This is a genomic window from Actinomycetospora chiangmaiensis DSM 45062, from assembly GCF_000379625.1.
Taxonomy (GTDB): Bacteria; Actinomycetota; Actinomycetes; order Mycobacteriales; family Pseudonocardiaceae; genus Actinomycetospora; species Actinomycetospora chiangmaiensis.
Genome location: NZ_KB903247.1, coordinates 162,664 through 185,480 on the forward strand (window position 1 = coordinate 162,664; position 22,817 = coordinate 185,480).

At 74.0% G+C, this 22,817-nt stretch carries 21 protein-coding genes and 2 riboswitches; of the genes, 5 read left to right on the top strand and 16 right to left on the bottom strand.

The window, feature by feature from the left end; genetic code table 11:
• The first annotated feature begins 139 nt into the window (after positions 1 to 139).
• The gene (locus A3CO_RS0127610) at positions 140 to 1,126 is read left to right on the top strand and encodes an amidohydrolase family protein (RefSeq protein WP_245561619.1); all 987 of its coding nucleotides are present in this window, start codon (positions 140 to 142) and stop codon (positions 1,124 to 1,126) included.
• Positions 1,127 to 1,129: 3 nt separating this feature from the next.
• Here the strand turns inward: A3CO_RS0127610 and A3CO_RS0127615 are convergent, their stop codons facing one another.
• From A3CO_RS0127615 to A3CO_RS0127640, 6 genes are all read right to left on the bottom strand, one after another.
• Positions 1,130 to 2,350: a trans-sulfuration enzyme family protein gene (locus A3CO_RS0127615; RefSeq protein WP_018335501.1), complete on the bottom strand. Its 1,221-nt coding sequence runs from the start codon at positions 2,348 to 2,350 to the stop codon at positions 1,130 to 1,132.
• A 49-nt stretch (positions 2,351 to 2,399) separates the two neighbouring features.
• Complete coding sequence (locus A3CO_RS0127620) at positions 2,400 to 3,704, bottom strand: pyridoxal-phosphate dependent enzyme (protein WP_018335502.1); 1,305 nt, start codon at positions 3,702 to 3,704, stop codon at positions 2,400 to 2,402.
• Positions 3,701 to 5,017 (bottom strand): LLM class flavin-dependent oxidoreductase, encoded by a 1,317-nt coding sequence (locus A3CO_RS0127625; RefSeq protein ID WP_018335503.1) that lies wholly within the window; start codon positions 5,015 to 5,017, stop codon positions 3,701 to 3,703. The genes A3CO_RS0127620 and A3CO_RS0127625 overlap by 4 nt, the downstream gene beginning before the upstream one ends.
• Positions 5,017 to 6,117 carry an LLM class flavin-dependent oxidoreductase gene (locus A3CO_RS0127630; protein ID WP_018335504.1) on the bottom strand — a complete coding sequence of 367 codons (1,101 nt, stop codon included), beginning with the start codon at positions 6,115 to 6,117 and terminating at the stop codon, positions 5,017 to 5,019. The genes A3CO_RS0127625 and A3CO_RS0127630 overlap by 1 nt, the downstream gene beginning before the upstream one ends.
• Positions 6,114 to 6,827 (bottom strand): GNAT family N-acetyltransferase, encoded by a 714-nt coding sequence (locus A3CO_RS0127635; RefSeq protein WP_018335505.1) that lies wholly within the window; start codon positions 6,825 to 6,827, stop codon positions 6,114 to 6,116. The genes A3CO_RS0127630 and A3CO_RS0127635 overlap by 4 nt, the downstream gene beginning before the upstream one ends.
• Positions 6,828 to 7,002: 175 nt before the next feature.
• Positions 7,003 to 7,437 (bottom strand): hypothetical protein, encoded by a 435-nt coding sequence (locus A3CO_RS0127640; protein WP_018335506.1) that lies wholly within the window; start codon positions 7,435 to 7,437, stop codon positions 7,003 to 7,005.
• A gap of 307 nt (positions 7,438 to 7,744) precedes the next feature.
• A riboswitch (SAM riboswitch) is annotated at positions 7,745 to 7,860 on the top strand.
• 37 nt (positions 7,861 to 7,897) lie between these two features.
• Between A3CO_RS0127640 and A3CO_RS34660 the strand changes: the two genes are divergently transcribed.
• Both A3CO_RS34660 and A3CO_RS0127650 read left to right on the top strand, forming a co-directional pair.
• Positions 7,898 to 9,229 (top strand): aminotransferase class V-fold PLP-dependent enzyme, encoded by a 1,332-nt coding sequence (locus tag A3CO_RS34660; RefSeq protein ID WP_018335507.1) that lies wholly within the window; start codon positions 7,898 to 7,900, stop codon positions 9,227 to 9,229.
• A 153-nt stretch (positions 9,230 to 9,382) separates the two neighbouring features.
• On the top strand, positions 9,383 to 10,498 hold the full coding sequence (locus A3CO_RS0127650) for an LLM class flavin-dependent oxidoreductase (RefSeq protein ID WP_018335508.1): 1,116 nt from the start codon (positions 9,383 to 9,385) through the stop codon (positions 10,496 to 10,498).
• 21 nt (positions 10,499 to 10,519) lie between these two features.
• On the opposite strand, the gene A3CO_RS0127655 is transcribed toward A3CO_RS0127650, so the two are convergent.
• The 9 genes from A3CO_RS0127655 to A3CO_RS40275 all read right to left on the bottom strand — a co-directional run bounded on the left by A3CO_RS0127655 (position 10,520) and on the right by A3CO_RS40275 (position 20,070).
• The gene (locus A3CO_RS0127655; RefSeq protein ID WP_018335509.1) at positions 10,520 to 11,635 is read right to left on the bottom strand and encodes an LLM class flavin-dependent oxidoreductase; all 1,116 of its coding nucleotides are present in this window, start codon (positions 11,633 to 11,635) and stop codon (positions 10,520 to 10,522) included.
• A gap of 225 nt (positions 11,636 to 11,860) precedes the next feature.
• Positions 11,861 to 12,217 (bottom strand): nuclear transport factor 2 family protein, encoded by a 357-nt coding sequence (locus A3CO_RS0127660; protein WP_018335510.1) that lies wholly within the window; start codon positions 12,215 to 12,217, stop codon positions 11,861 to 11,863.
• 45 nt (positions 12,218 to 12,262) lie between these two features.
• Positions 12,263 to 13,888: a dipeptide ABC transporter ATP-binding protein gene (locus tag A3CO_RS0127665; RefSeq protein ID WP_051086125.1), complete on the bottom strand. Its 1,626-nt coding sequence runs from the start codon at positions 13,886 to 13,888 to the stop codon at positions 12,263 to 12,265.
• Positions 13,885 to 14,790, bottom strand: coding sequence for an ABC transporter permease (locus tag A3CO_RS0127670; protein ID WP_018335512.1), 906 nt, complete (start codon positions 14,788 to 14,790; stop codon positions 13,885 to 13,887). Before A3CO_RS0127670 ends, A3CO_RS0127665 begins: the two co-directional genes overlap by 4 nt.
• A complete protein-coding gene (locus A3CO_RS0127675) occupies positions 14,787 to 15,725 on the bottom strand; it encodes an ABC transporter permease (protein WP_018335513.1) in 939 nt (312 codons plus the stop codon). Before A3CO_RS0127675 ends, A3CO_RS0127670 begins: the two co-directional genes overlap by 4 nt.
• Positions 15,722 to 17,320, bottom strand: a complete 1,599-nt coding sequence (locus A3CO_RS0127680) for an ABC transporter substrate-binding protein (RefSeq protein ID WP_018335514.1) — start codon at positions 17,318 to 17,320, stop codon at positions 15,722 to 15,724. Before A3CO_RS0127680 ends, A3CO_RS0127675 begins: the two co-directional genes overlap by 4 nt.
• Positions 17,317 to 18,711, bottom strand: coding sequence for an NtaA/DmoA family FMN-dependent monooxygenase (locus A3CO_RS0127685; protein ID WP_018335515.1), 1,395 nt, complete (start codon positions 18,709 to 18,711; stop codon positions 17,317 to 17,319). Before A3CO_RS0127685 ends, A3CO_RS0127680 begins: the two co-directional genes overlap by 4 nt.
• On the bottom strand, positions 18,708 to 19,919 hold the full coding sequence (locus A3CO_RS39225) for an LLM class flavin-dependent oxidoreductase (RefSeq protein WP_026205074.1): 1,212 nt from the start codon (positions 19,917 to 19,919) through the stop codon (positions 18,708 to 18,710). The genes A3CO_RS0127685 and A3CO_RS39225 overlap by 4 nt, the downstream gene beginning before the upstream one ends.
• A 49-nt stretch (positions 19,920 to 19,968) precedes the next feature.
• Entirely contained in the window at positions 19,969 to 20,070 is a 102-nt protein-coding gene (locus A3CO_RS40275) for a putative leader peptide (protein ID WP_018335517.1), read from the bottom strand.
• 4 nt (positions 20,071 to 20,074) lie between these two features.
• Positions 20,075 to 20,170, bottom strand: a riboswitch (SAM riboswitch).
• Between the two features lie 269 nt (positions 20,171 to 20,439).
• Between A3CO_RS40275 and A3CO_RS0127700 the strand changes: the two genes are divergently transcribed.
• Together A3CO_RS0127700 and A3CO_RS0127705 are read left to right on the top strand one after the other, a co-directional pair.
• A complete protein-coding gene (locus tag A3CO_RS0127700; protein WP_018335518.1) occupies positions 20,440 to 20,787 on the top strand; it encodes a hypothetical protein in 348 nt (115 codons plus the stop codon).
• 162 nt (positions 20,788 to 20,949) lie between these two features.
• Positions 20,950 to 22,092 (top strand): LLM class flavin-dependent oxidoreductase, encoded by a 1,143-nt coding sequence (locus A3CO_RS0127705; protein WP_018335519.1) that lies wholly within the window; start codon positions 20,950 to 20,952, stop codon positions 22,090 to 22,092.
• A gap of 10 nt (positions 22,093 to 22,102) precedes the next feature.
• Here A3CO_RS0127705 and A3CO_RS36400 read toward each other — a convergent pair whose 3' ends face one another.
• Complete coding sequence (locus tag A3CO_RS36400) at positions 22,103 to 22,684, bottom strand: GNAT family N-acetyltransferase (protein WP_018335520.1); 582 nt, start codon at positions 22,682 to 22,684, stop codon at positions 22,103 to 22,105.
• Between the last annotated feature and the right edge of the window lie 133 nt (positions 22,685 to 22,817).

Here is a 22,817-nt window from a genome sequence, read left to right on the forward strand (position 1 = left end):
GATGGGAGAAGCCTGTCGCGATCGGGTCCCCGCAACGATCGTGCGAACCCCCGGGTCTGCCGGGGAGGACCCCCGTTCTCGAGGGGGGACAGCCCTACCCACGCAGCGTCCCCACATCGTCGGGAGCACGATGGTGAGCATGCGCAAGCTCATTGCTCTGGAGGAGCACATCGCGGTGTCCGAGGTCGCCGAGGCGTGGCGGACCGCGCCGGGCAGCGACCGCGAGCGGGCGGACGTGGCCGGGATGATGGAGGTGGCCGGTGAGGCCCTGCTCGACGTGGGGGAGGGCCGCCTCGCCGCGATGGACGACGCGGGCATCGACGTCCAGGTCCTGTCGCTCACCGCCCCCGGCGTGCAGAACCTCGAGGCGGAGCGGGCCGTGCCGCTCGCCCGGCGCGCCAACGACGCGATCGCGAAGGCCGTCGCGGCCCACCCCGACCGCTTCGACGCGTTCGCCACGCTGCCCACCCCGGACCCGGAGGCGTCGGCGACCGAGCTGCGGCGGTCGGTGACCGACCTCGGCCTCGCCGGCGCGATGATCCACGGCCGGACGGGGCCGGTGCGGTTGGACGACCCGCGCAACGAGCCGATCTGGGCGGCCGCCGCCGAGCTGCGCGCCCCGATCTACGTGCACCCGCACCAGCCGGTCGACGAGGTGCGCGACGCCTACTACACGGGCTTCGACCCGGCGACCGACTCCGCCCTCGCGAGCGCGGCGATCGGCTGGCACTACGAGACCGGCATACAGGTCCTGCGGCTGATCCTCTCGGGGGCGTTCGACCGGCACCCGGAGCTGCAGCTCGTGATCGGGCACTGGGGTGAGGTCGTGCTGTTCTTCCTCGACCGCATCTCCGCGGTGTCCGGTCGCTTCGGCACCGACCTGCGGCGGCCGGTCGCCGACTACTTCCGGGAGAACGTCTCCTACACCGGCAGCGGCCTGACGGTGCCGCGTCTGCTGCGGTGGACGATCGAGCTGGTCGGGGTCGAGCGGGTCATGACGGCGGTCGACCACCCCTTCATCGACAACTCCGGCGGCGCCGCCCGGCGCTTCCTGGAGGAGTCCGACCTCACCGACGCCGAGAAGGACGCGATCGGGCACGGCAACTGGGAGGCGCTCCGCCCGTGAGCACTAATCCGTGTCAGAACGCGGAAAAGTACTCACGAGCGCGGAGCGCACATCGCTGATCAGATCCTCCGGGTCCTCCAGGCCCATTGAGAGCCGCAGGTGCCCGTAGCGGCGGAACTCCTCGGGCCAGTGGGCGGCTCGTGGCCCGTCCGGGCCGACGTGCACGATCAGCGACTCGTCGTGCCCCACCGACACCGCGGAGGTGATGACGCGCAGGTCGGCGACGAACCGGTTCTGCGTGTCGGCGTCGCCGTCCAGGGCGAAGGCCATGACGGCGCCGGGCGGATCGCCGTCGAACAGGCGCGTCGCGAGGTCGTGCTGCGGGTGCGACGGCAGGCCGGGGTACGCGACGTAGGCGACCTCGGGCCTCGTCGTCAGGAACTCCGCCATCCGCTGCGCCGACGCCAGGTGCTGCCGCAGTCGTAGCGGCAGCGTGATCGCCCCGCGCGCGATCAGCCAGGCGTTGAACGGCGAGATGACCCCGCCGACGTCGATCATGACGTCGGCCCGGATCGGGTCGAGCAGCTCCGTCGCCCCGAGGACGGCGCCGCCCATCGCGTCGCCGTGGCCGTTGACGAACTTCGTCAGCGAGTGCACGACGAGGTCCGCGCCGTGCTCGAGCGGCCGGTAGAGCGGCGGCGGGGTGAACGTCGAGTCCACCGAGAGCAGCGCGCCCGCCTCGTGCGCGATCGCGGCGACCGCCGGGATGTCGCACACGCGAGTCGTGGGGTTCGCGACCACCTCGGTGTGCACGAGCTTCGTCTCCGGCCGGATCGCCGCGCGGACGGCGGCGGGGTCGGAGGTGTCGACGAACGTCGCGGTCACCCCGTAGCGGGCGGGCAGGATGTCGCGGAAGAGCCGGAACGTCGCCTCGTACGTCACGTCGGAGATCACGGCGTGGTCGCCGGTGCGCAGCAGGCTGAAGAACACCCCGTGCAGCGCCGCGACCCCGGACGCGAGCACCACCGCGTCCTCGGCGTGCTCCAGGGCCGCGAGCTTGTGCTGCAGCGCGATCTGGTTGACCCCGGAGTTCCGGGTGTACAGCGGCGTGTCGAACCCCGACCACGACAGCGACGACGGGTCCTCCGGCAACGCGTACGAGTTCGCCATCACCAGGGGCGTGCGGATCGCCCGCGTCCCGGGGTCGACGGCGTTGCCGCCGTGCACCGCCTGCGTCTCCAGCCGGCACGACGACGGGTCGTGCTTGTCGGGTCGCTCCGTCACGGCGGGGACCGTACGTCGTGTGGCTCCGCCAGGTGAGCACTCAGTGGGCCTATAGCCCCACTGAGTGCTCACGTGCGCGGAGCGCACTCCGGGTCACGACGCCGGCCAGCCGGCCGTCGCGGACCAGGTGCGCGACCCCGCCGTCGGGAAGACGCTCCAGCGCGTCGGCCACCGACTCGCCCACACCGAGCCCGACCGGCGGGGCAGGAGCCGGCCCCACCGTCCCGGAGCCGGTCAGCTGCGACGCCGTCAGCAGCGCCAGCACCTCACCCGCGGCGGGCGGGAAGCGGTCGGTCCGCCCGGCGAGCACCACCGGGAGCGCCGGCTGCCCGCTCGACTCCAGCACCCGCCGCGCCTCGGCGACCGGCGTCCCCACGGGCACGGAGACGACGTCCGCGACGAACGCCGACAGCTCGCCGTCGAGGAAGCCCTGCCGTCGGCACCACGTGTCCGAGTGGTACTTCGACAGGTAGGCGCGCCCGGAGTCGGGAAGCAGCACGACGACGCAGTCCCCGCTCACTCCCCGGGCCACCGCGAACGCCGTGCCCGACGACCCGCCGACCAGCAGCCCCTCGGTCCTCGCGAGCATCCGACACGCCTCGATCGACGACCGGTCCGGCACCGCGACGACGGCGTCGACGACGTCGCGGTGGTAGGAGTCGGGCCACGGGTCGTTCACGGTCTGGGGGTGCACGTAGTGCCCGGCCGCCTCGATCGCGAACGGCGAGCCGTCGCCGCCGTTGTAGGACGACGTCACGGGGTCGGCGCCGATCACCTGCACCCGGCCGTCCGAGGCCTCCTTGAGGAACCGTCCGGTCCCGGAGATCGTGCCGCCGGTGCCGATGGTCGCCACGAAGTGCGTGATCCGGCCCTCGGTCGCCTCCCAGATCTCCGGACCCGTCGTCCGGACGTGGACCGCCGGGTTGGCCGGGTTGCCGTACTGGTCGGCCCACCAGCCACCGTCGGTCTCCCGCGCGATCCGGGCGGCGTACGCGACGACCTGGTCCGGGTGCTCCTTCGGCAGCGCCGACGGGGTCAGCACCACCTCCGCGCCGTACGCCCGCAGCGCGTCGAGCTTCTCGACGGCGGTCTTGTCCGGCAGTACGCACACCATGCGGTAGCCGCGCGCGGCCGCGACCTGCGCGAGCCCCAGCCCGGTGTTGCCGCTGGTGCCCTCGACGATCGTGCCGCCGGGCCGCAGGGCGCCCGAGGCCTCTGCGGCGAGCACCATCGACAGGGCCGCCCGGTCCTTCACCGAACCGCCCGGGTTGAGGTACTCGAGCTTGGCCAGCACGCCGCTGTGCCGCAGCGACACCAGCGGCGTGCCGCCGACGAGGTCGAGGAGCCCGCTCACGACTGCGAGAGGGCCCGCACCGGCGCCAGCCCCAGGTTCTCCCGCAGCGTGGTGCCCTCGTAGGAGGTGCGGAACGACCCCTTCTCCTGCAGCAGCGGCACGACCTGGTCGACGAACGGGTCCATCCCGCCCGGCGTGATGTGGGGGACAAGGACGAAGCCGTCCGACGCGTTCGACTGCACGAAGTCGTCGATCGTGTCGGCCACCCGCTGCGGCGTCCCGACGAAGGTGTGCCGGCCGTTCTTCGCGATGACGACCTCGCGCAGCGACCAGCCCTTGGCCTCGCCGAGCTCCCGCCACTCCTGCGCGGTCGCGACCGGGTCCCGGTACTGGCGCACGCTCGCGCGTCCGCGGGAGAAGTGCTGCCCCGAGTCCACGTCGTTCTCGGTCACCGGGTCGAAGCTCGGCACCGGGCCGTCCGGGTCGACGTCGGAGAGGTCGCGGTTCCACACCTGCTCGGCGAACGCGATGGCCGTGGCGGGGGAGACCTGCTGGTACTGGACCTCGCGGGCGTTCTCGGCGGCCTCGTCCTCGGTGTCGCCGAGCACGAAGGTCGCGGCCGGGAGGATCTTGAGGTCCTCCTCGCGGCGGCCGAACTTCGCCAGCCGGCCCTTGACGTCGACGTAGAACTCGATGCCGGCCTGCTTCTCGCCGTGCCGCGTGAAGATGGCGTCGGCGGAGCTCGCCGCGAACTCGCGACCCTCCTCCGAGTCGCCGGCCTGGATGATCACCGGGTGGCCCTGGGGGCTGCGCGGGATCGGGAACCGGCCGGTGATGTCGAACTGGTCGGTGTGGATGTCGAAGTCGCCGCCGTCGGTGTCCCACAGCTGCTTGGCGACGTCGAGCATCTCCTTCGCCCGGAGATAGCGCTTCTCCTTGGGCAGGTAGCCGCCGCGACGGAAGTTCTCGCCGGTGAACTCGTCCCAGCTGGTGACGACGTTCCAGGCCGCACGCCCGCCGGAGAGGTAGTCCAGCGTGGCGAGCTTGCGGGCGACGTCGAGCGGCTCGTTGAACGTCGAGTTGACCGTCCCCGCGAGCCCGACGTGCTGCGTCACCGCCGCCATCGCCTGCAGGATCGACAGGTTGTCCGGGCGCCCCATGACGTCCAGGTCGTAGATCTTCCCGCCCTGCTCGCGCAGGCGCAGGCCCTCGGCGAGGAACAGGAAGTCGAACAGGCCCCGCTCGGCGGACTGCGCGAAGTGCCGGAACGACTCGAACTCGATGTGGCTGCCCGACGCCGGGTCGCTCCAGACGGTCGTGTTGTTGACGCCCGGGAAGTGCGCGGCGAGGTGGATCTGCTTCTTCTGGGTCATCACTGCACTCCTGCGTAGCGGTCGGCAGGCTTCGCGAGGCCGAGCAGGCCCCGCAGGGTGTCCGCCTCGTAGGCGGTGCGGGTCAGGCCGCGCCGGGCGAGTTCGGGCGCGAGGTCACGGGTGATGCGGGGCAGGTCGTGGTCGGCGACGGCGGGCCGCAGGCGTGCCCCGTCGAGGCCGGCGGCGGCCCAGCCCTCGAGCTTGGTGGCGAGCTGCTCCGCGGTGCCGGCGAAGACGTCCGCGTCGGAGCGCAGGGTCCGCTCGCCGTCGAGCCGCGTCCACCGGGTGCTCGCAGCGGTCGCGTCGTCGTCGAGGAAGACGATCAGGTCGCCGAGAACCTGGGCTCCCTGGTCGCGCCCGACCTCCGCCTCCGCCGACCGCACCCCGCGCAGCGTCGTCGCCGCGTCCCCGGTGGGCCCGTCGCGGCCGACGCCGTCCGGCGTGGTGAACACGAGGTCCGCGCAGCGGGCGGCGAGCCGGTAGGCGGTGTCGACGTGCGCGAGCGCGGTGACGATCGGCTGCCCCTGCGGCGGGCGCGGCGTGATCGACGGGCCGCGGACGGCGAAGTGCGAGCCGACGAAGTCGATGTAGTGCAGCTTCTCCCGGTCGACGAAGCGGTTGGTCGCGGCGTCGCGGATCTCGGCGTCGTCCTCCCACGAGTCCCACAGCCGGCGCTGCACCTCGACGTGGTCGACCGCCTCGTCGAAGAGCGTCTCGCGGCTCTCCGACGACGGGTCGCGGCGGCCGAACAGGGCGGCCTCGGCCGGGTCCGCGGACACCTTGATCCGCTCGCCGGCGCGGCCCGCGGTGACCCAGTCCAGCGTCGCGATCTGCGTCGAGACGTGGAACGGCTCGGTGTGGGTGGCGACCACGGTCGGCACCAGCCCGACGTGCGACGTCACGGGCCCGGCCCGCAGCGCGATGAGCACCGAGTCCAGACCGGGGCGCGCGAAGCCGTCCTCGAGGGTGACCAGGGTGGCCAGGCCGCGCTCGGCCTCCTGGATCTGCGACACCCAGAAGTCCGGTTCGAGCACGTCGCCGGGTGGGGCGGCGGGGTGCCAGCCGGTGTCGTTGAGGGCGACGGCGAGGTGGAAGGTCATGTCTCCTCCGGAGACGTAGCGTGCGACGGAGCGCGGACGGCGACGAACGAGGGCCGGGCACGCAGGCGGAATCCGAGCTGCTCGTAGAGCCAGATGGCGGTCGTGTTGTCGGCGCTGGCGTGCAGGAACGGGGTCTCCCCCCGGGCCCGGATACCCGCCGCGACGGCGAGGATGAGCCGGGTGGCGAGACCCTGGCCACGCACGGCCGGGTCGGTGCACACGGCGCTGATCTCGCAGGCGCCGGGGACGTGCATCCGCTCGCCGGCCATCGCGACGAGCCCCAGCAGGTCGTCGCGGATCCCCAGGTAGACGCCCAGCTCCCGGGTGCGCCGGGCGAACGGGCCGGGCTTCGTGCGGCCGACGAGCGCGAGCATGGCGTCGACGTCGGTGTCGTCGAGCAGGACGAGCTGCGGGTCGGGCGCGGTCGGCGTGGGGACGGCGTCGTCGAGCACCATCTGCACGCCCGGCAGCTCCCGCTCGAGGGTCCAGCCGGCGGGCACGTCGAGCGGCCCGGACGTGCGGACCACCATGACGTCGCCGAGCGTGGCCGCGTCCTGCCACTCCTGCGGCGAGCGCGGCGGCGCGAGGAACGGGCCGACGTCGGGGTGGTAGCGCACGGCGTCGCCGCGGCGCACCGCGAGATGGGCCTGCGGGCCGTCGAGTGCGGCGCGCAGCGGGTCGTCCAGCACGGTCGTGGTGGGGGCGTCCACCGGGTGTCCTCCCTGTCGGTCCTCCGGGATCGCAGGACTGAAGGGGAACTACAGCCCGGGCGGCGAGCCGACGCCGTCGAGCCAGCGGCGCGACACGAGCACGATCACCTCGCCACCGTAACCACCGTCGCGCCGTGCGTGCAGGTGAGCAACGTCCGCCCGGGGGGCGGAATATTCAGTCGCCCCGCCCGTGACCGCCCCCGCCGTGCCCCTTGCCGTTGCCGTTCCCGTTGCCGTTGTCGCCCTTCGGGCCCTTGCCCTTGTCCTGCCCCGGCGGGCCCGGTTGCCCCGGTCCGTCGTCGCCGGACCCGTTGCCGACGGCGGGTCGGGGCGCGGCGCGCGCTCCGTCGTCGGCGGGTGCCGCCGCCCGGGGCGCCCGGACGGTCGTCGGGTCCGGTGCGTCCTCGGCGAGCGGAGCCGCTGCCGCCGTCGTCGGCGGGGCCACCCCCGCCGGGACGATCGGCGCGCCCGCCGCCGGCAGCACGGCGGCCGGCGGCTGGACCGGCGCCGCCCCCGACGTCGAGAGCACCACCGCGAGGACGGTCGCCGCACCCGCCGTCAGGAACACGCCCGCGGCGGTCGCCGCGAGCCGGGGCCAGGTCCACCTCATGGCAGAGCAGGGAACCACACCGCGGGCGGTACGACGCGTCGCCACCGGGTCGTCCGCGGTCCGTGGCTGTCACGGTCGCCGACGATCACGCCCGGGTTCGCGGACCAGGGACGGGGCCGCCGACCCGGTCGGACCATGATCACGTCGAGGGGACGGTCATGGCTGATGTCGATCTCCGGAACAGCCAGGACGGTCCCCTCGACGTGATCATGGTCCCGGTCGACCCCGCCGACCCCGGATTGCGCCGAGGTCGTGGAGCGGATCACCGGGGTGCGGGAGCGGGCGGCCGTGTTAGCGTCCTCGACCAGGTCACGAGTACCAGCGTCAAGCCCCGGCTCGCTGGTCGGCAACCCTCCTCCGCGGCGGGGTGCTCCGGGTGATGACCCGGCCGGCGCGACACCCGCGATCCGGCAAGCGCGGACCCGCACCGTCGGGTCCCCGACGGTCACGGAGAACCGTCATGACTGCCGTCCTGCGCCCTGCCCTGCCCCCGACCGTCGGTGCGGACCTCGAGGTCCCGCTCGTCGACGGGCGCCGCGTCCGGTACGCCGATCTCGACGCCGCCGCCAGCGCGCCGCCGCTGCAGTCCGTCGCCGACCACGTCGCGGAGGTCCTGCCCTACTACGCGAGCGTCCACCGCGGTGCGGGCTACACCTCGCGGGTCTGCACCTCGCTGCTGGAGTCGGCCCGGGAGACCGTCGGCCGGTTCCTCGGGGCGCGGGAGGACGACGTCGTCGTGTTCACCCGCAACACCACCGACGCGTTCGCCCTGCTCGCGCGGGCCGTGCCCGGCCCGGTGCTCACCCTCGACCTCGAGCACCACGCGACGCTGCTCGCCTGGCGGCACACCGCCCACCACGTGGTGGCCGCGCGCGGGTCGGTCGCGGCGACGCTCGGCGCGCTGCGGGCCGGCATCGAGGCCCACCGCCCGGCCCTCGTCGCGGTCACCGGCGCCTCCAACGTCACCGGCGAGACGTTGCCCCTGACCGCGATCGTCGAGCTCGCGCACGCCGCCGGGGCCCGGGTCGCCGTCGACGCCGCGCAGCTCGCGCCGCACCGCCGGGTCGACCTCGCCGCCCTCGGGGCCGACTACCTCGCCCTGTCCGGGCACAAGCTGTACGCCCCGTACGGCGTCGGGGTCCTCGTCGGACGGCGGGACTGCCTCGACGTCGCGCCCGCGCACCTGGCGGGCGGGGGTGCGGTCCGGTCGGTCGCCGTCGCCGACGGGGAGACCGACACGGCGTGGCTGCCCGCGCCCCAGCGCCACGAGGGCGGCACCCCGAACCTGCTCGGCGCCGTCGCGCTGGCCGCCGCGTGCCGGGCACTCGAGCCGGTGATCGACAGCGTGGTGCCCGCGCACGAGCGGGAGCTCGCCACCCGGCTGCGCGCGGGCCTCACCGACGTGCCCGGCGTGCGGCTCCTGGCGTGCTTCGAGGACGCCCCGGACCAGGTGGCGGTCGTGTCGTTCGAGGTGGGGTCCCTCCCGTCGGGGCTCGTCGCGGCGGCCCTGTCCGCCGAGCACGGCATCGGGGTGCGCGACGGCCGCTTCTGCGCCCACCCGCTGCTCGACCGCCTCACCGGCGGCCGCGACGCCGTGCGGGCGAGCCTCGGCCTCGCGAGCACGGCGGACGACGTCGAGCGGTTGATCGCGGCCGTGGCGCAGCTCGTCGCCCGCGGCCCGGGCTGGACCTACGCGCAGCGCGACGGCCGCTGGGTGCCAACGCCCGACCCGCGGGATCTCGACCCGCTCGCCGTCGGGAACCGGGAGGGGCTGCCCGGCTGCGACCGGTAGGCGCTTGACACCCGACCGGGCGACGGTTGACGCTCGAACCGTGCCTCGTCCCGTCCTGACGCGCCGCCGTCACGTGGATCTCCTCCGCGTGACGGCGCAGGGCTGTCGCCGGGTCCCCGACCCCGCCACCCCCGCCGTCAGGAAGGCACGTCCATGCGTTTCGGAGTCCTCGACATCGTCCCGCACCTCCCGCACCCGGTCACCGGCGAGATCCTCTCGGCGCACGAGCGCCTGAACCGGGTCGTCTCGACCGCGGTGCACGCCGAGGCGCTCGGCTTCGACTCCTACGCGGTGGGGGAGCGGCACGCGGGCGACTTCCTGTCCTCGTCGCCGACCGTGCTGCTCGGGGCGCTCGCGCAGGCCACCGACCGGATCCTGCTCTCGACCGGGGTCACGGTCCTCTCCCTGCTCGACCCGGTCCGTGTGGCGGAGGACTACGCGACGGTCGACCAGCTCTCCGGGGGCCGTCTCGAGATCGTCGTCGGGAAGGGCAACGAGGACCGGCACTTCGGCATGTTCGGCCTCGAGATCGGCAAGCAGTACGAGTACCTCCGGGAGAACTACGAGCTGCTCCGGCGACTGCTCCGCGAGGAGCACGTGGACTGGACGGGCGTCCACCACGCCGACCTCCACGACATCACCACGCACCCGCGCCCCTTCGACGGCCCCTTCCGCATCTGGCACGGGTCGGCGACCTCGACCGACGCCGTCGACCTGGCCGCCCGCTGGGGCGACCCGCTCATGACGGCGAACGCCCTGCAGCCCCGCGAGGCCTACCTGGTCCTCATCGACCGGTACCGCGAGAAGCTCGTCGAGCACGGCCACGACCCCGCCGTCGGCTATGTCGGCTCCGGCTCGGGCGGGCTCTACCTCGCGGCGACCGACGAGCAGGCGGTGCGGCAGTACCGGCCGATCTACGAGGCGATGGCGGCGAAGCTCGCTGCGGCGCACGCCGACGACCCGCGCAAGGGCAAGACGATGTCGTTCACGACGATCGAGGACGCCGTCGCCCACGGCCCCGCGCTCGTCGGGACCCCGGAGCGGGTGGCCGAGAAGATCCTCGACTACCACAAGGCCTACCGCCACGACCTGCAGTCGGTGTCGATCAACCCGGTGCTGCCCCACGGCGAGCAGCAGGAGGTCCTCGCCCGGTTCGCGGAGGAGGTCATCCCGCTGGTGCGCCGTGAGGTGTCGACGACGCTGTGGGGCACCGACGACGCCGGGCGCGCAGGTGCGCTGCGCGCAGGTGAGCAGAAAGTGGGGTTATAGCCCCACTTTCCGCTCACGGGGCTACGCCACCTGGCGGGGCCGGCCGTCGGCCTCGCGGCGCGCGACCTCGGCGCGGACCAGCGGGATGACCTCGCGGCCGAACTCCTCGGCGTCGGCGAGCAGGTCGTACCCGCGCGCCGACATGATGTCGACGCCGAGGTCCCAGTAGTCCACCAGCGCCGCCGCGACGGTCTCCGGCGTCCCGACCAGCGCGTTCGAGTTCCCGCCGCCCCCGGTCGCCTTCGCGGTGACCGTCCACAGCGCGCGGTCGAAGCGCTCGCCCCGGGCCGCGACGGCGAGCAGGCGCTGCGAGCCGGCGTTCTCCGGGTTCTGCAGCCGGTGCCGGTTGGTCAGCGGCACCGACCCGCCCTGGGTCCGCTCCTCGATCCGCGCCACCGTCGCGTACGCCTTCTCCCAGGCCGCCTCCTCGGTGGCGCCGAGGATCGGGCGGAACGCGACCTGGATGCGAGGCATCGTCGTGCGACCGGCGGCCCGCGCCGCCGCGTGCACGGTGCGGATCTGCTCCGCGGTGTCGGCGAGCGGCTCGCCCCACAGCGCGTAGATGTCGGCCTCCGCGCTCCCCACGGCGTAGGCCGCGGTCGACGACCCGCCGAAGCTCAGGTTCGGCCGGGGTGACTGGAGCGGGCGGACGTCGGCGACGAAGTCCTCGAAGGCGTAGTGCTCGCCCGCGTAGTCCCACGGCGCCGTCCGGGTCCACGCCTGCTTGAGGATCTGCATGTACTCCCGCGTGCGGCCGTAGCGCTCGTCCTTCGAGAGACGGTCGCCCTCGCGGGCCTGCTCGTGGTCACTGCCGCCGGTGATGACGTGGACGGTGACGCGGCCGCCGCTGATCGCGTCCATCGTCGCGAACGTCTTCGCCGCGAAGGTGGGGATCGACAGGTTGGGCCGGTGGGCGACCAGCAGCTGCAGGCCCTCGACGTGGTCGAGGATGTAGGTGGCGGCCTGCGCCGGGTCGGGGCTGCCCGACCCGTAGGCGGTGAGCACCCGGTCCCAGCCGTTGTCGCGGTGGGCGCGGGCGAGGCGCAGGGTGTAGTCCGGGTCGAAGGCGGGGCCGCTGCGGGCCCCCGTCTCCGATCCGTCGTTCGTGGCGGCGATACCGAGGAACTCGACGGGCACGGCTCTACTCCAGGGGCGAACGACGACGGGTGGGCGGGCACAGGGCCCACCTCAGGTCGCGGAGCAGACCCGCTCGAGGTCGATGTGACGCCGACGCGTCAGGAACGGCACGACCTCCACCGTCCTCCGCGGGCGGCGGCGGGTCAACGCCGCCCGCGGAGTGGTCCCGGCGCGTCCCGGCGGCGGTGAGACGTCGCGGATTCGAGGCCTGTGCGTTCGGATGCGCTACTTCTGTGCGGGGACCGGCGTGCCCTGGTGGAAGAGCACGCGCCACGGCCCGCCGGGCTCCCGGCGCCAGACCGAGCTCCGCAGCACGGTCCGTTCCCGACGACGGGTCCGGTAGGTCACGAGCACGGCGTCGTCCGCGAGGCGGACCGCCGCCTCGTCGGAGACGACCAGCGGCTCGTGGTCGGGGCCGAACTCCACGCCCAGCACCGCGTCGCGGTCCCACACCCGCCCGGACGCCCCGTACTCGCGGAAGTCCGGGTCGATGAGCGGGCCCGCGAGCTCCGGGGAGCGCCGGACCTCGAGGTCGAGCAGCCGGAGCTCGAGGTCGAGGACCGCGCGCAGCTCGTCGTCCACGGGTGCAAGCCTGCTCGTGAGCACTTATCGGTGCTATAGCCCCATTTAGTGCTCACGAGCCGCAGGCACACGCTGACCGGCGATCGCGCCGAGCAGGGTCCGGGTGTACTCGTGGTGCGGGGCGTCGAACAGCTCGCCCGTGGGCCGCAGCTCGAGCAACTTCCCGCCCTGCATCACGCCGACCCGGTGGGCGACCCGGCGGACCACCGCGAGGTCGTGCGAGATGAACAGGTAGGCGAGCCCGTCGCGCTCCTGCAGCTCGTGGAGCAGGTCGAGCACCTGGGCCTGCACCGACACGTCGAGGGCCGACACCGGCTCGTCGCACACCACGAGGTCGGGGGAGAGCGCGAGCGCCCGGGCGATCGCCACCCGTTGCCGTTGCCCGCCGGAGAGCTCCACCGGCTTGCGGTCGAGCATCGCGGCCGGCAACGCCACCCGGTCGACCAGCTCGGCCGCGCGCGTCGCCTGCTCCTCGCGGGTGCCCACCCCGAACGCCCGCAGCGGTTCGGTGATCACCTCCCGCACGGCGAAGCGGGGATCGAGCGAAGCGTAGGGGTTCTGATAGACGAGCTGGGCCCGGCGGCGCAGGTCGCGCCAGGCCGCACCGCGCACCGTCGTCACGTCCTCGCCGTCGAGGAACACCTGTCCCGACGTCGGGTCCGCGAGGCGCAGCAGGAGCCGTGCGGTCGTCGACTTCCCCGACCCGGACTCCCCGACGAGCGCCAGCGTCTCGCCGCGCGCGATCGTGAACGACACGCCATCCACCGCGCGCAGGTGCTCCCGCCGCCACGATCCGCGCGCCCGCGCCAGCGGGAAGTCCTTCACCAGGTCCCGCACCTCGGCGATCGGCGTCCCGCTCGCGGCGACCGGCGGCAGGGCGTCCACGTCGGCGAGCCCGGGTGCCGCGGCGAGCAGCTCCCGCGTGTACGGGTGGGTCGGCCGCTCCAGGATCTCCGCGGTCGGGCCCTGCTCGACGATGCGTCCCTGCGACATCACGACGATCCGGTCGGCGCGGTCGGCCGCGACCCCGAGGTCGTGGGTGACCAGCAGCAACGCGCTGCCGGTCGCGGCCCGCAGGTCCTCGAGGTGGTCGAGGATCTGCCGCGCGACCGTCGCGTCGAGCGCGCTGGTCGGCTCGTCCGCGATCAGCAGGGCAGGCGACGCGGCGATCGCTACCGCGATGAGCGCCCGCTGCCGCAGCCCGCCCGAGAGCTCGTGCGGGTACTGGCCGGCGCGGACGGCGGCGTCCGGGATGCCCGCCCGCTCCAGCAGCTCCACGGCGCGCGCCGGAGCGGAGCGACGGTCGGCCAGGGCGTGGACCCGCAGCACCTCCGCGACCTGTCGGCCGACCTTCTGCACCGGGTTGAGCGAGACGCCCGGGTCCTGCGGCACGAGCCCGATCCGGGCCCCGCGCACCGCGCGCAGGGCCTTCTCGGAACGGCCGAGCAGCTCCTCCCCGTCGAGCGCGACGCTCCCGGCGCGCACCGCGCCGTTCCCGGCGAGCAGCCCGATCACGGCCTGGGCCAACGTCGACTTCCCGGAGCCGGACTCCCCGACGACCGCGACGACCTCGCCGGCCGCGACCTCGAGGTCGACCCCGCGCAGGGCCTCGACGGTCCCACCGGCGACCCGGTAGTCGACCTGCAGGTCGGTCACGCTCAGCAGGCTCATCGGTCCCGCCCCCACTCGCCGTCGAGCGCCTTGGAGACGCGGTTGACCGAGAGCACCGTCGCGGCGATCGTCAGGCCGGGCATGGCGCACATCCACCAGGAGGTCGCCAGGTAGTTGCGACCCTCGGCCACGAGTGAGCCCCATTCCGGCGCCGGCGGCGGGGCCCCGTAGCCCAGGAACGACAACGAGGACACCGCGAGGATCGCGAGCCCGAACTCGAGCACCGCGAGCACCAGGACCGGGCCGGCGGCGTTGGGCAGCACGTGGCGACCTAACGACACCCACCACCGGGTGCCGACCGCCCGCGCCGCCTCCACGTACACGGTGCCGCGCACCCGCAACGTCTCCGCCCGCATCACGCGGGCGAACTGCGCGACGCTCGCGATGCCCACCGCGATCGCCACGTTCGTCGTGCCGAACCCGAGCGCCGCGATCAGCGCGAGGGCCAGCAGGATCGGCGGGATCGCGAGGAGCACGTCGACCACGCGCATGAGCACCTCGTCGACCCAGCCCCCGACGAAGCCCGCCAGCAGCCCGATCAGCCCGCCGACGACGAGCGCGACCGCCACGGCGGTCAGGGTCGCCTGCAGCGACAGGGAGGTGCCGTGGACCACGCGGGTCCACATGTCGCGGCCCAGGTAGTCGGTGCCGAACCAGTGCCCGGGCCCCGGCGGCAGCGAGCGCTGTCGCGGGATCGCGAGGTTCGGGTCGCCCGGGGCGAACACCGCCGGGAACACCGCCGAGACCAGCACGAACACGATCACGAGGACCGAGACGACGAGCCCCGGACGGCGTCGCAGGAACCGGCCGAGCCGGGCGCGGCCCGTCCCGGGAGACGTTCCCGACGTCGGGGGCGGCGCCGGTTGCGCCGTCGTGGCCCGGGGATCGAGGAGGTCGGTCATGCGGGCACCGCCTGGGTGACGCGGGGGTCGAGCAGGGGGTAGATCAGGTCGACCACGAGGTTCACCACGACGAACACGACCGCCGCGAACAGCACGACACCCTGCACGAGCGGGACGTCCTGGTCGGCGACGGCCTCCACCGTGATGCGGCCGAGGCCGGGGCGGGTGAACACGGTCTCGACGACGACGGTCCCCGCGAGCAGGTTGCCCGCCACGTACCCGAGCACGGTCAGCGCCGGGATCGCCGCGTTGCCCAGCGCGTGGCGGAGGTGGACCGCGACCGGGCCCACCCCCTTGGCCCGCGCGGTGGTCACGTACGGCTCGGCGAGCGCCGTCGACATGCTCTTGACGAGCACCTGCGCGATCAGCGCGCCCGTGGGGAGGGCCAGGGTGACGGCGGGCAGGATCAGCGCCTCCGGCCCGCGCGCCCCGACGGCGGGCAGCCAGCCGAGTTGGAACGAGAACAGCTGCACCAGCATCAGCCCGACCCAGAACACCGGCAGCGACACCGCCAGCGACGGCAGCCCCATGAGGGTCTGCGCGAGCCAGCGGTGCCGCGTGTAGGTGGCGACGAGGGCGACCCCGGCGCCGAACACGACGGCGAGCACGAGGCCCGCCGTCGCGATCTGCAGCGTCGGCGGCAGCGCGTCGGCGATCGTCGCGCCGACGGGCTGGCCGCTGACGAAGGACGTCCCGAGGTCGCCCCGCACCGCGGCGCCCAGCCGCTCGAGGTACTGCACGACCAGCGGCTGGTCGAAGCCGTAACGGGCCTTCAGCGCCGCCAGGTCGGCCGGCGTCACCGACGCGCCGTCCGACGCCCGGGCGACCAGCGTCGCCACGGGGTCGGACAGCAGGAAGAGCACCGCGAAGGACACGGTGTACGCCGCCCAGAGGACCAGGACGGCGAACCCGAGTCGTCTCGCCGGATAGATCACGACGCCGACTTCCAGGTGTCGTGGAGCTGGATGCGCGACGAGGCGTCGAACGCGACGTCGTGCGCGTTCGGGCCCACGGCGAGCGTCGTGGTCAGCTCCGCGACCGGGATCACCAGGTGCTGGCCGACGAGCTGCTGCTGGGCCTGCGCGACGATCTGCGCCCGCTGGCCCGGGTCGAGCGTGCCGGCCTGGGCGGAGAGCAGGGCGTCGACCGGCGTGCCGGCCGGGAAGCGGTAGAAGTTCGAGCCACCGCTGCCGTACTGGGAGCGCAGGATGTCCGGGTCGGCGCGGCTGATGTTGCCCCAGGCCGCGGTGAACTGCCCGCTCTGCTGGACGGCCGCGAGGTTCGCGACCGGGACCTCCTGGATCTGCAGGTCGATCCCCACCGCCCGCAGCTGCTGCTGGAGCAGCTCCAGGGCCGGCCGGTTCGTCGCGATGACCGGCGCGTAGGACAGCGGGACCGAGAGCCGGGTCCCGCCCTTCGCCCGGATCCCGTCGGCGCCCCGGACCCAGCCGGCGGCGTCGAGGACCTGGTTCGCCCGGTTCGGGTCGAAGGCGAGCAGCGCGGACTGGTCGGCGTAGTCCGGTGTCGTCGACGCGAGCGCGGAGGTCGCCGGCTTCGTCTGCGAGGTGTAGACCGCCGACACGACCTCATGCCGGTTGATCGCGGCCGACACGGCCTCGCGGACCGCCGGGTCCGCCCCGAGCGGCGTGGCCAGGTTGAACACGATGCCGAACGGCGTGCCCGGGTTCGCCCGCGAAGGCAGGTCGATGCCGGCGCCCGAGAGCGGCGCCTCGTCCTGCGGGCCGATGCTCGCGATCGCGTCGACCTCGCCGGACTGCAGGCTGCCGGTGCGCACGCCCGACTCCGGGACCACCCGGAACTCGGCCATGTCGAGGTAGGTCTCGCCGGGGTGGGTGAACAGCGAGGAGCCCCAGGAGTAGCCGGCCCGCTTCGTGAGCACGGTGTTCTGGTTCTTGGCGTAGGACTGCAGCACGAACGGCCCGGACCCGATCACCCCGGCGCAGCGCTGGTCGTCGGTCTGCGCGACGCTCGACGGTGCGAGCAGCCCGAGGCTGTGGGTCGACGTGCCCTGCAGGAACTGCACGTTGGGCTGCGCGAACCGCACGGTGAACGACGTCGGGCTCGTCACCGTCGTGCCCTGGTAGCCCGCCAGGTAGCCCTTCGGCAGGGTGCCGCGGGCGCCCAGGGACGGCACGCGGTCGAAGTTCGCCTTGACCGCGTTCGCGTCGACCGGGGTGCCGTCGGAGAACGTGGCGCCCGACCGGAGCTGGAAGGTCCACTCGGTGGCCTGTGGGTTGGACGACCACGACGTCGCGAGCCAGGGCTTGATGTCACCCGTCTTCGGGTCCTGGTCGGTCAGCGAGTCGACGATCTGGCGCATCGAGTAGATGGAGTCGTTGCTGCCGACCTGCTGCGGGTCGGCGCACCCGGCGTCGCTGGACACCGCGAAGACCAGGTCACCACCCGGGCGGGGCGGGCCCGCGTCCTGGCCCTGGCCACCACCGCCGCTGCACGCCGCCAGCGTGAGCAGGCCCGCCACCAGGAAGGCGGGGAGGACGGACCGCTTCACGAGGCCACCCCCGCGGAGGTCGCCGCACGACGCTCGCCGAAGCGGGCCGGTGGGGCCAGCCCGAGGTTCTCGCGCAAGGTGCCTTCCTCGTACTCGGTGCGGAACACCCCGCGCGCGGCGAGGATCGGGACGACCTTCTCGACGATCTCGTCGAGGCCGGTCGGGCTCACGTGGGAGCCGAGGATGAAGCCGTCGCAGGCGTCGGCCCGGACGTAGCGGTCGATCTCGTCGGCGACGTGCTCCGGGGTGCCGACGAACACGGCGCGGTCGAAGACGTGCTTGACCGTCTCGCGCAGGGAGAGCCCGCGGGCGGTCGAGATCTCCCGCCACGCCTTCGCGGTCGCGTGCGCGTCCTGGGTCAGCGGAGCGCGCCCGCGGATCCAGGTCGGAGCCTCGGGCGTGGGCTCGACGTCCGGGACCGGACCGTCGGGGTCGAAGCCCGAGAGGTCGCGGTTCCACACCATCTCGGCGAGCACGATCGCGGTCCAGGGATCGACCTGGCGGTCGTGGATCTCGGCGTGCCGTTCACGCGCCTCGGCCTCGGTGTCACCCAGGACGACCGCCGCCGACGGCAGGATCCGCACCTCGTCGGGGTTGCGGCCGGCCTTCGCGACCCGGGCCTTCACGTCGTCGTAGAACGCCCGTGCCTCGTCGAACTTCTGGTAGCGCGAGAAGATCGCGTCGGCGTTCGCGGCCGCGAAGTCGCGGCCCGCCGGGGACTCCCCGGCCTGCAGGATCACCGGGTGACCCTGCGGGCTGCGCGGCACGGTGAAGCGGCCGGCGATGTCGAACTGGTTCCCGTGGAGCTCGAAGTCGCCGACGTGGCCGTCGCGCAGGAACGTTCCCGACGACGGGTCGGCGACGAGTGCGTCCGACCCCCAGGAGTCCCACAGTGCGCGGACCGCGGCGAGGGTCTCGCCCGCCCGCTCGTAGCGCTGGTGGTGCCCGAGGTAGCCGCCGCGGCGGAAGTTCTCGCCGGTGGGCGCGTCGGAGCTGGTCACGACGTTCCACGCGGCTCGGCCGCCGGAGAGCACGTCGAGCGTGGCGAACTTCCGGGCCAGCTCGTAGGGCTCGTTGAACGTCGAGTTGATCGTGCCCGCGAGCCCGATGTGCCCGGTGACGGCGGCCAGCGCGGCGAGGACGGTGAACGTGTCGGGGCGGCCGACCACGTCCTGGTCGAAGAAGTCCTCGCCGCGGGTGCGGATGCGCAGACCCTCGGCCAGGAACAGCAGGTCGAGCTTCCCGCGCTCCGCGGTGCGCGCCCAGTGCTCGAACGAGGCGAAGTCGATGTGGCTCCCCGAGGCCGGGTCGCTCCACACGGTGTCGTGGTTGACGCCGGGGAAGTAGGCCCCCAGCACGATCTGCTTGCGGGGTCGGTCCGGCTGGCTCACGCGGGGCTCCCGACGGTCGCGTAACGGCTGGTGGGACGCGGCAGCCCGAAGCGCTCGCGCAGGGTCGACCCGACGTAGGCGGTCCGGAACGCGCCCCGCTCCTGCAGCGCGGGCACGAGGCGGTCGACGATGTGGTCGAGGTCGGTCGGCAGGACGGCGGGCCGGAGCCGGTACCCGTCCAGGCCCGCCTCCTGCCAGGAGACGAGCAGGTCCGCGAGGGCGGACGGCGTGGTCGCGAGGATCGCGGCGTCGCTGGTCAGCGGGTCGGTCGCGTCGAGGCGGGCGAGGCGCTCGTCGGCCTCCTCTCGGGTGGGGGCCAGGACGACGACGAGGTCGGCGAGGACCCGGAGCGGCTCGTCCCGGCCCACCTCCGTCTCGATCTCGCGGACCCGTCCGACGATGCCGCGGGCCTGGTGCACGTCGTGCGGGGTGACGAAGAGGACGTCGGCGCCCCGCGCGGCGAGGCGGTAGGGCTCGTCGCCGTGCCCGAGCGAGACGACCAGCGGCTGGCCCTGCGGCGGCCGCGGCACGATCGACGGGCCGCGGACCGAGAACCGGTCGCCGACGAAGTCGACGTGGTGGAGCTTGGCGCGGTCGAGGAACTTCCCGGTGGCGGCGTCGCGGATCTCGGCGTCGTCCTCCCAGGAGTCCCAGAGCCGCCGGACCACCTCGATCGCGTCCGCGGCCTCGCCGAACAGCTCGGCGACCAGCGCCTCCGCCTCCGGGGTGTGCAGCTGGTCACGGCGCAGGCCGGGGATCGAGCGGCGCCCGAAGTGGGCTGCCTCGTCGGGCCGCACCGAGGTCTGCACGCGCCAGCCGGCGCGGCCGCGGGAGTCGTGGTCGAGCGTGGCCAGCGCCGACGCGACGTGGAAGGGCTCGGTGTGCGTGGTGGTGACCGTCGGGACGAGCCCGATCCGGCTGGTCAGCGGCGCGACGAACGCGGCGATGAGCTCGGCGTCGAGCCGACCCTGCACGCGGTCGGTGCGGCGCTCGGGCGCGGCGAGGTGGTCACCGGACTGCAGACCGAGGGAGTCCTCGATCGTGACGAAATCGAGCAGACCGCGCTCCGCGGTGCGGACGAGGTCGGTCCAGTAGCGGGCGGAGAACAGCTCGGTGGGTCGGGCGCCGGGCTCGCGCCAGGCGGCGGGGTGCCAGCCCGCGCCGTCGAGGGCGACGGCGACGTGCAAGGGCAGGGGGGATCCAGGCATGGGGGTACTGCGCTCCTGCGATGGAGGGGGAGGGGTCTGCTCGGGGGCGTCAGCCCGGACAGACCGCGCTCGCGACCCGCTGCAGGTCGACGTGGCGGCGGTAGCTCCCGCGGTGCTCACAGCGCAGGACGACGTCCCGGTCCGTGCGCATGGGTCCTCCATCGGTCCTGGCATGAGCACCCTCGCCCGCGGGATGCGGGGGGTTGCTGCGGCGTCAGGGAGCCAGGTCTCTCGGCCGCTCGGGATGGCTACGAAGGACTCTATGGAGTCGGACCCGTGATCTGTCAACCGTCCTCGGCCCACAGCGGAGCAGGTCACTCACGCTCGGTGAGGACCCGGTGCTCTGGTGATCGAGGGACCGCCCGTGTCAGAGTGGTCGTCGTGACGGGACCCGGATCGCGACTCGTGCGCCGCACGTACGTCGATCTGCTGCGCGTCGTCTCCGCGGGGTGTCGGGCGAGCTGAGCTCACCCGCCCGACCCGTCGGCCCACCCCGGGCCGCTCCTCGTGAGGAACCCTCGTGCCCTCGTCCGTGCCTGCCACCTCCACCCCGACCGCCGCGGCGGACCCGGTCGTCGTTGTCACCGCCCCGCGGCGTCGACGGTCGGCCCCGGACCCGCTGCACCGGGCCGTCGTCGCGGGCGTCCGCCAGCTCGAGGCGGTCGACGCCGAGCCGCCGCAGGAGCGCTACTCGCGGTGCCGCCGCCTCGAGACGACGCTGCGGACCGCCCTCGAGGAGCAACTGACCCTCGGCCCCTCCGACGCCGTGCCCGCGGTGACGATCGCGTGCGCCTACCTCACGGCGACCGACGTGGAGGAGGCGTACGCCGCGCTGCTCGTCGCGGCGGACCGCTTGCGCGGACACTGATCGAGGCGTGGAGTAGGAGTTCACGGTCGGATCGAGCGGGAGGGGGGCCGGGATGCTCCGCCACGGCACCCTGCGCCGGCACGTCGACCTGGTGCGGACGGCGAGCGCGGTGAGTCCGGGGACGGTCCCGACGCCCGCCCTCGCCCGCCCGGAAGGTGCACCGTGCCCTCGTCCGTCCCGCTCTCGATCCTCGACCTCGGCCCCGTCCCGGCCGGTGGCAGCGCCGCCGACGCCCTGCGGAACACGATCGACCTCGCCCGTGTCGCCGAGGCGGCCGGCTACCGCCGCTACTGGCTCGCCGAGCACCACCTGAATCCCGGCGTCGCCTCGTCCTCGACCCCGGTGCTCGCCGGGTTGGTGGCGAGCGCGACGAGCAGCATCCGCGTCGGGTCGGGCGCGGTGCAGATGCCGCTGACGCCGCCGCTGCAGATCGCCGAGCAGTTCGGCACGGTCGCCGCGGTCCACCCCGGCCGCGTCGACCTGGGCCTCGGCCGGTTCGACATCCACAAGATCCTGGCTCGCATCCGCGAGCGCTCGGCGGCCGCCGCGGACGCCCCGCCCCCGCCGCCGTCCCGCCACGTCGAGGGCCTCCTCATCCCGACGCCGGGGCGGGTCCCCGGGGCGGACCTCTCCACCTTCGCCTCGCTGGCCGAGCGCTTCGGCATCGACGGCGACGCGCCCGACCACCGTGCGCAGGTCCTCGAGATCCTGTCCTACGTGCGGGGCACAGCGACCCGCGACGACGGCGCGCCGCTGCACGCCCTGCCGGCCGAGGGCGCCGATCTCGACGTGTGGATCCTGGGCTCCAGCCCCGGGGTGAGCGCGCGGACGGCGGGCGAGCTGGGCCTGCCCTTCGCGGTGAACTACCACACGCTGCCGACGACCGTCCTCGAGACGGTGGCGGCGTACCGGGAGGCGTTCCGACCCTCGGAGCGGCTGGACCGGCCCCATGTCATGGTCTCGGCCGACGTCGTCGTGGCCGATTCCGACGCGGCCGCCCGCGAGCTCGCCGCGCCGTACGGACAGTGGGTGCTCGACATCCGCACCGGGCGGGGTGCGCACCCCTACGTGACGCCCGCGCAGGCCCGGGCCCGCCGCTGGTCGGAGGCCGAGCGCACCGGGGTGGCCGACCGGGTCGACACCCAGTTCGTCGGCTCGCCGTGCACGGTCCGCGCGGGCCTGACGACGCTGGTCAACGCCGTGGGCGCCGACGAGCTGCTCATCACGACGATCACCACCGAGCACGCCGACCGGGTGCGCAGCTACGAGCTGCTTGCCGACGCGGTCGGGGCGGTGGCCGCCTGAACCGACCCGCTCAGAGTTCCTCGCCGTCGCGGACGAGACGTCCGCGTGGCCAGTCGGCCCGCGCCTGGCGTACCGGCAGCAGCATGCCGTTGGCGCGGTCGGTCTCGACGTGGTGGTGGACGTCGATGGCGTGCAGCGGCTGGTCCGCGGGCTGCCAGCCGCCCCGCCGGTAGAACGCGGCGACCTCGGGGCCGCAGGTGAGGAACCCGAAGGGCAGGTCGAGGTCGGCGAGCGTCGCGGCCACCTCGGCGAGCAGCGCGGCGCCGAGCCCGGTGCCCTGCCGGGCCGGGTCGACGGCGACCAGGCCGACGTCGCCGACGAGGACGCTGCGCCCCTCGTCGGGGGCGCGCAGGAAGCGTCGGACGAGCGCCGCGTGCGCGACCGGGCGGCCGTCGCGGCGGGCGACCAGCCGGCGCTCGGGCCGGGCGCCCACCCAGCTCCGGCCCTGCCCGAATGCCCCGGTGCGGGGGAACGCGGCGGCGAGGAGCAGGGCGATCGCATCGTGCTCCGTCTCGCCGAGCTCGGTCTCCCAGTGCCGGGACCACACGAGCCCGGCGTCCGTGGAGGCCGGGGTGCGGGCAGCGGTCGCCATACCCGGCAGCGTAGTCGTGCTGTACCGACATCTCGACGCGTCCGGGTCGGAAACGTACCGACATTGGGTCGCACCGAGTGGACGCGGCCGTTAATGTAGGTACACGTCGGGTCGTGGTCGTGAGGAGGAACGT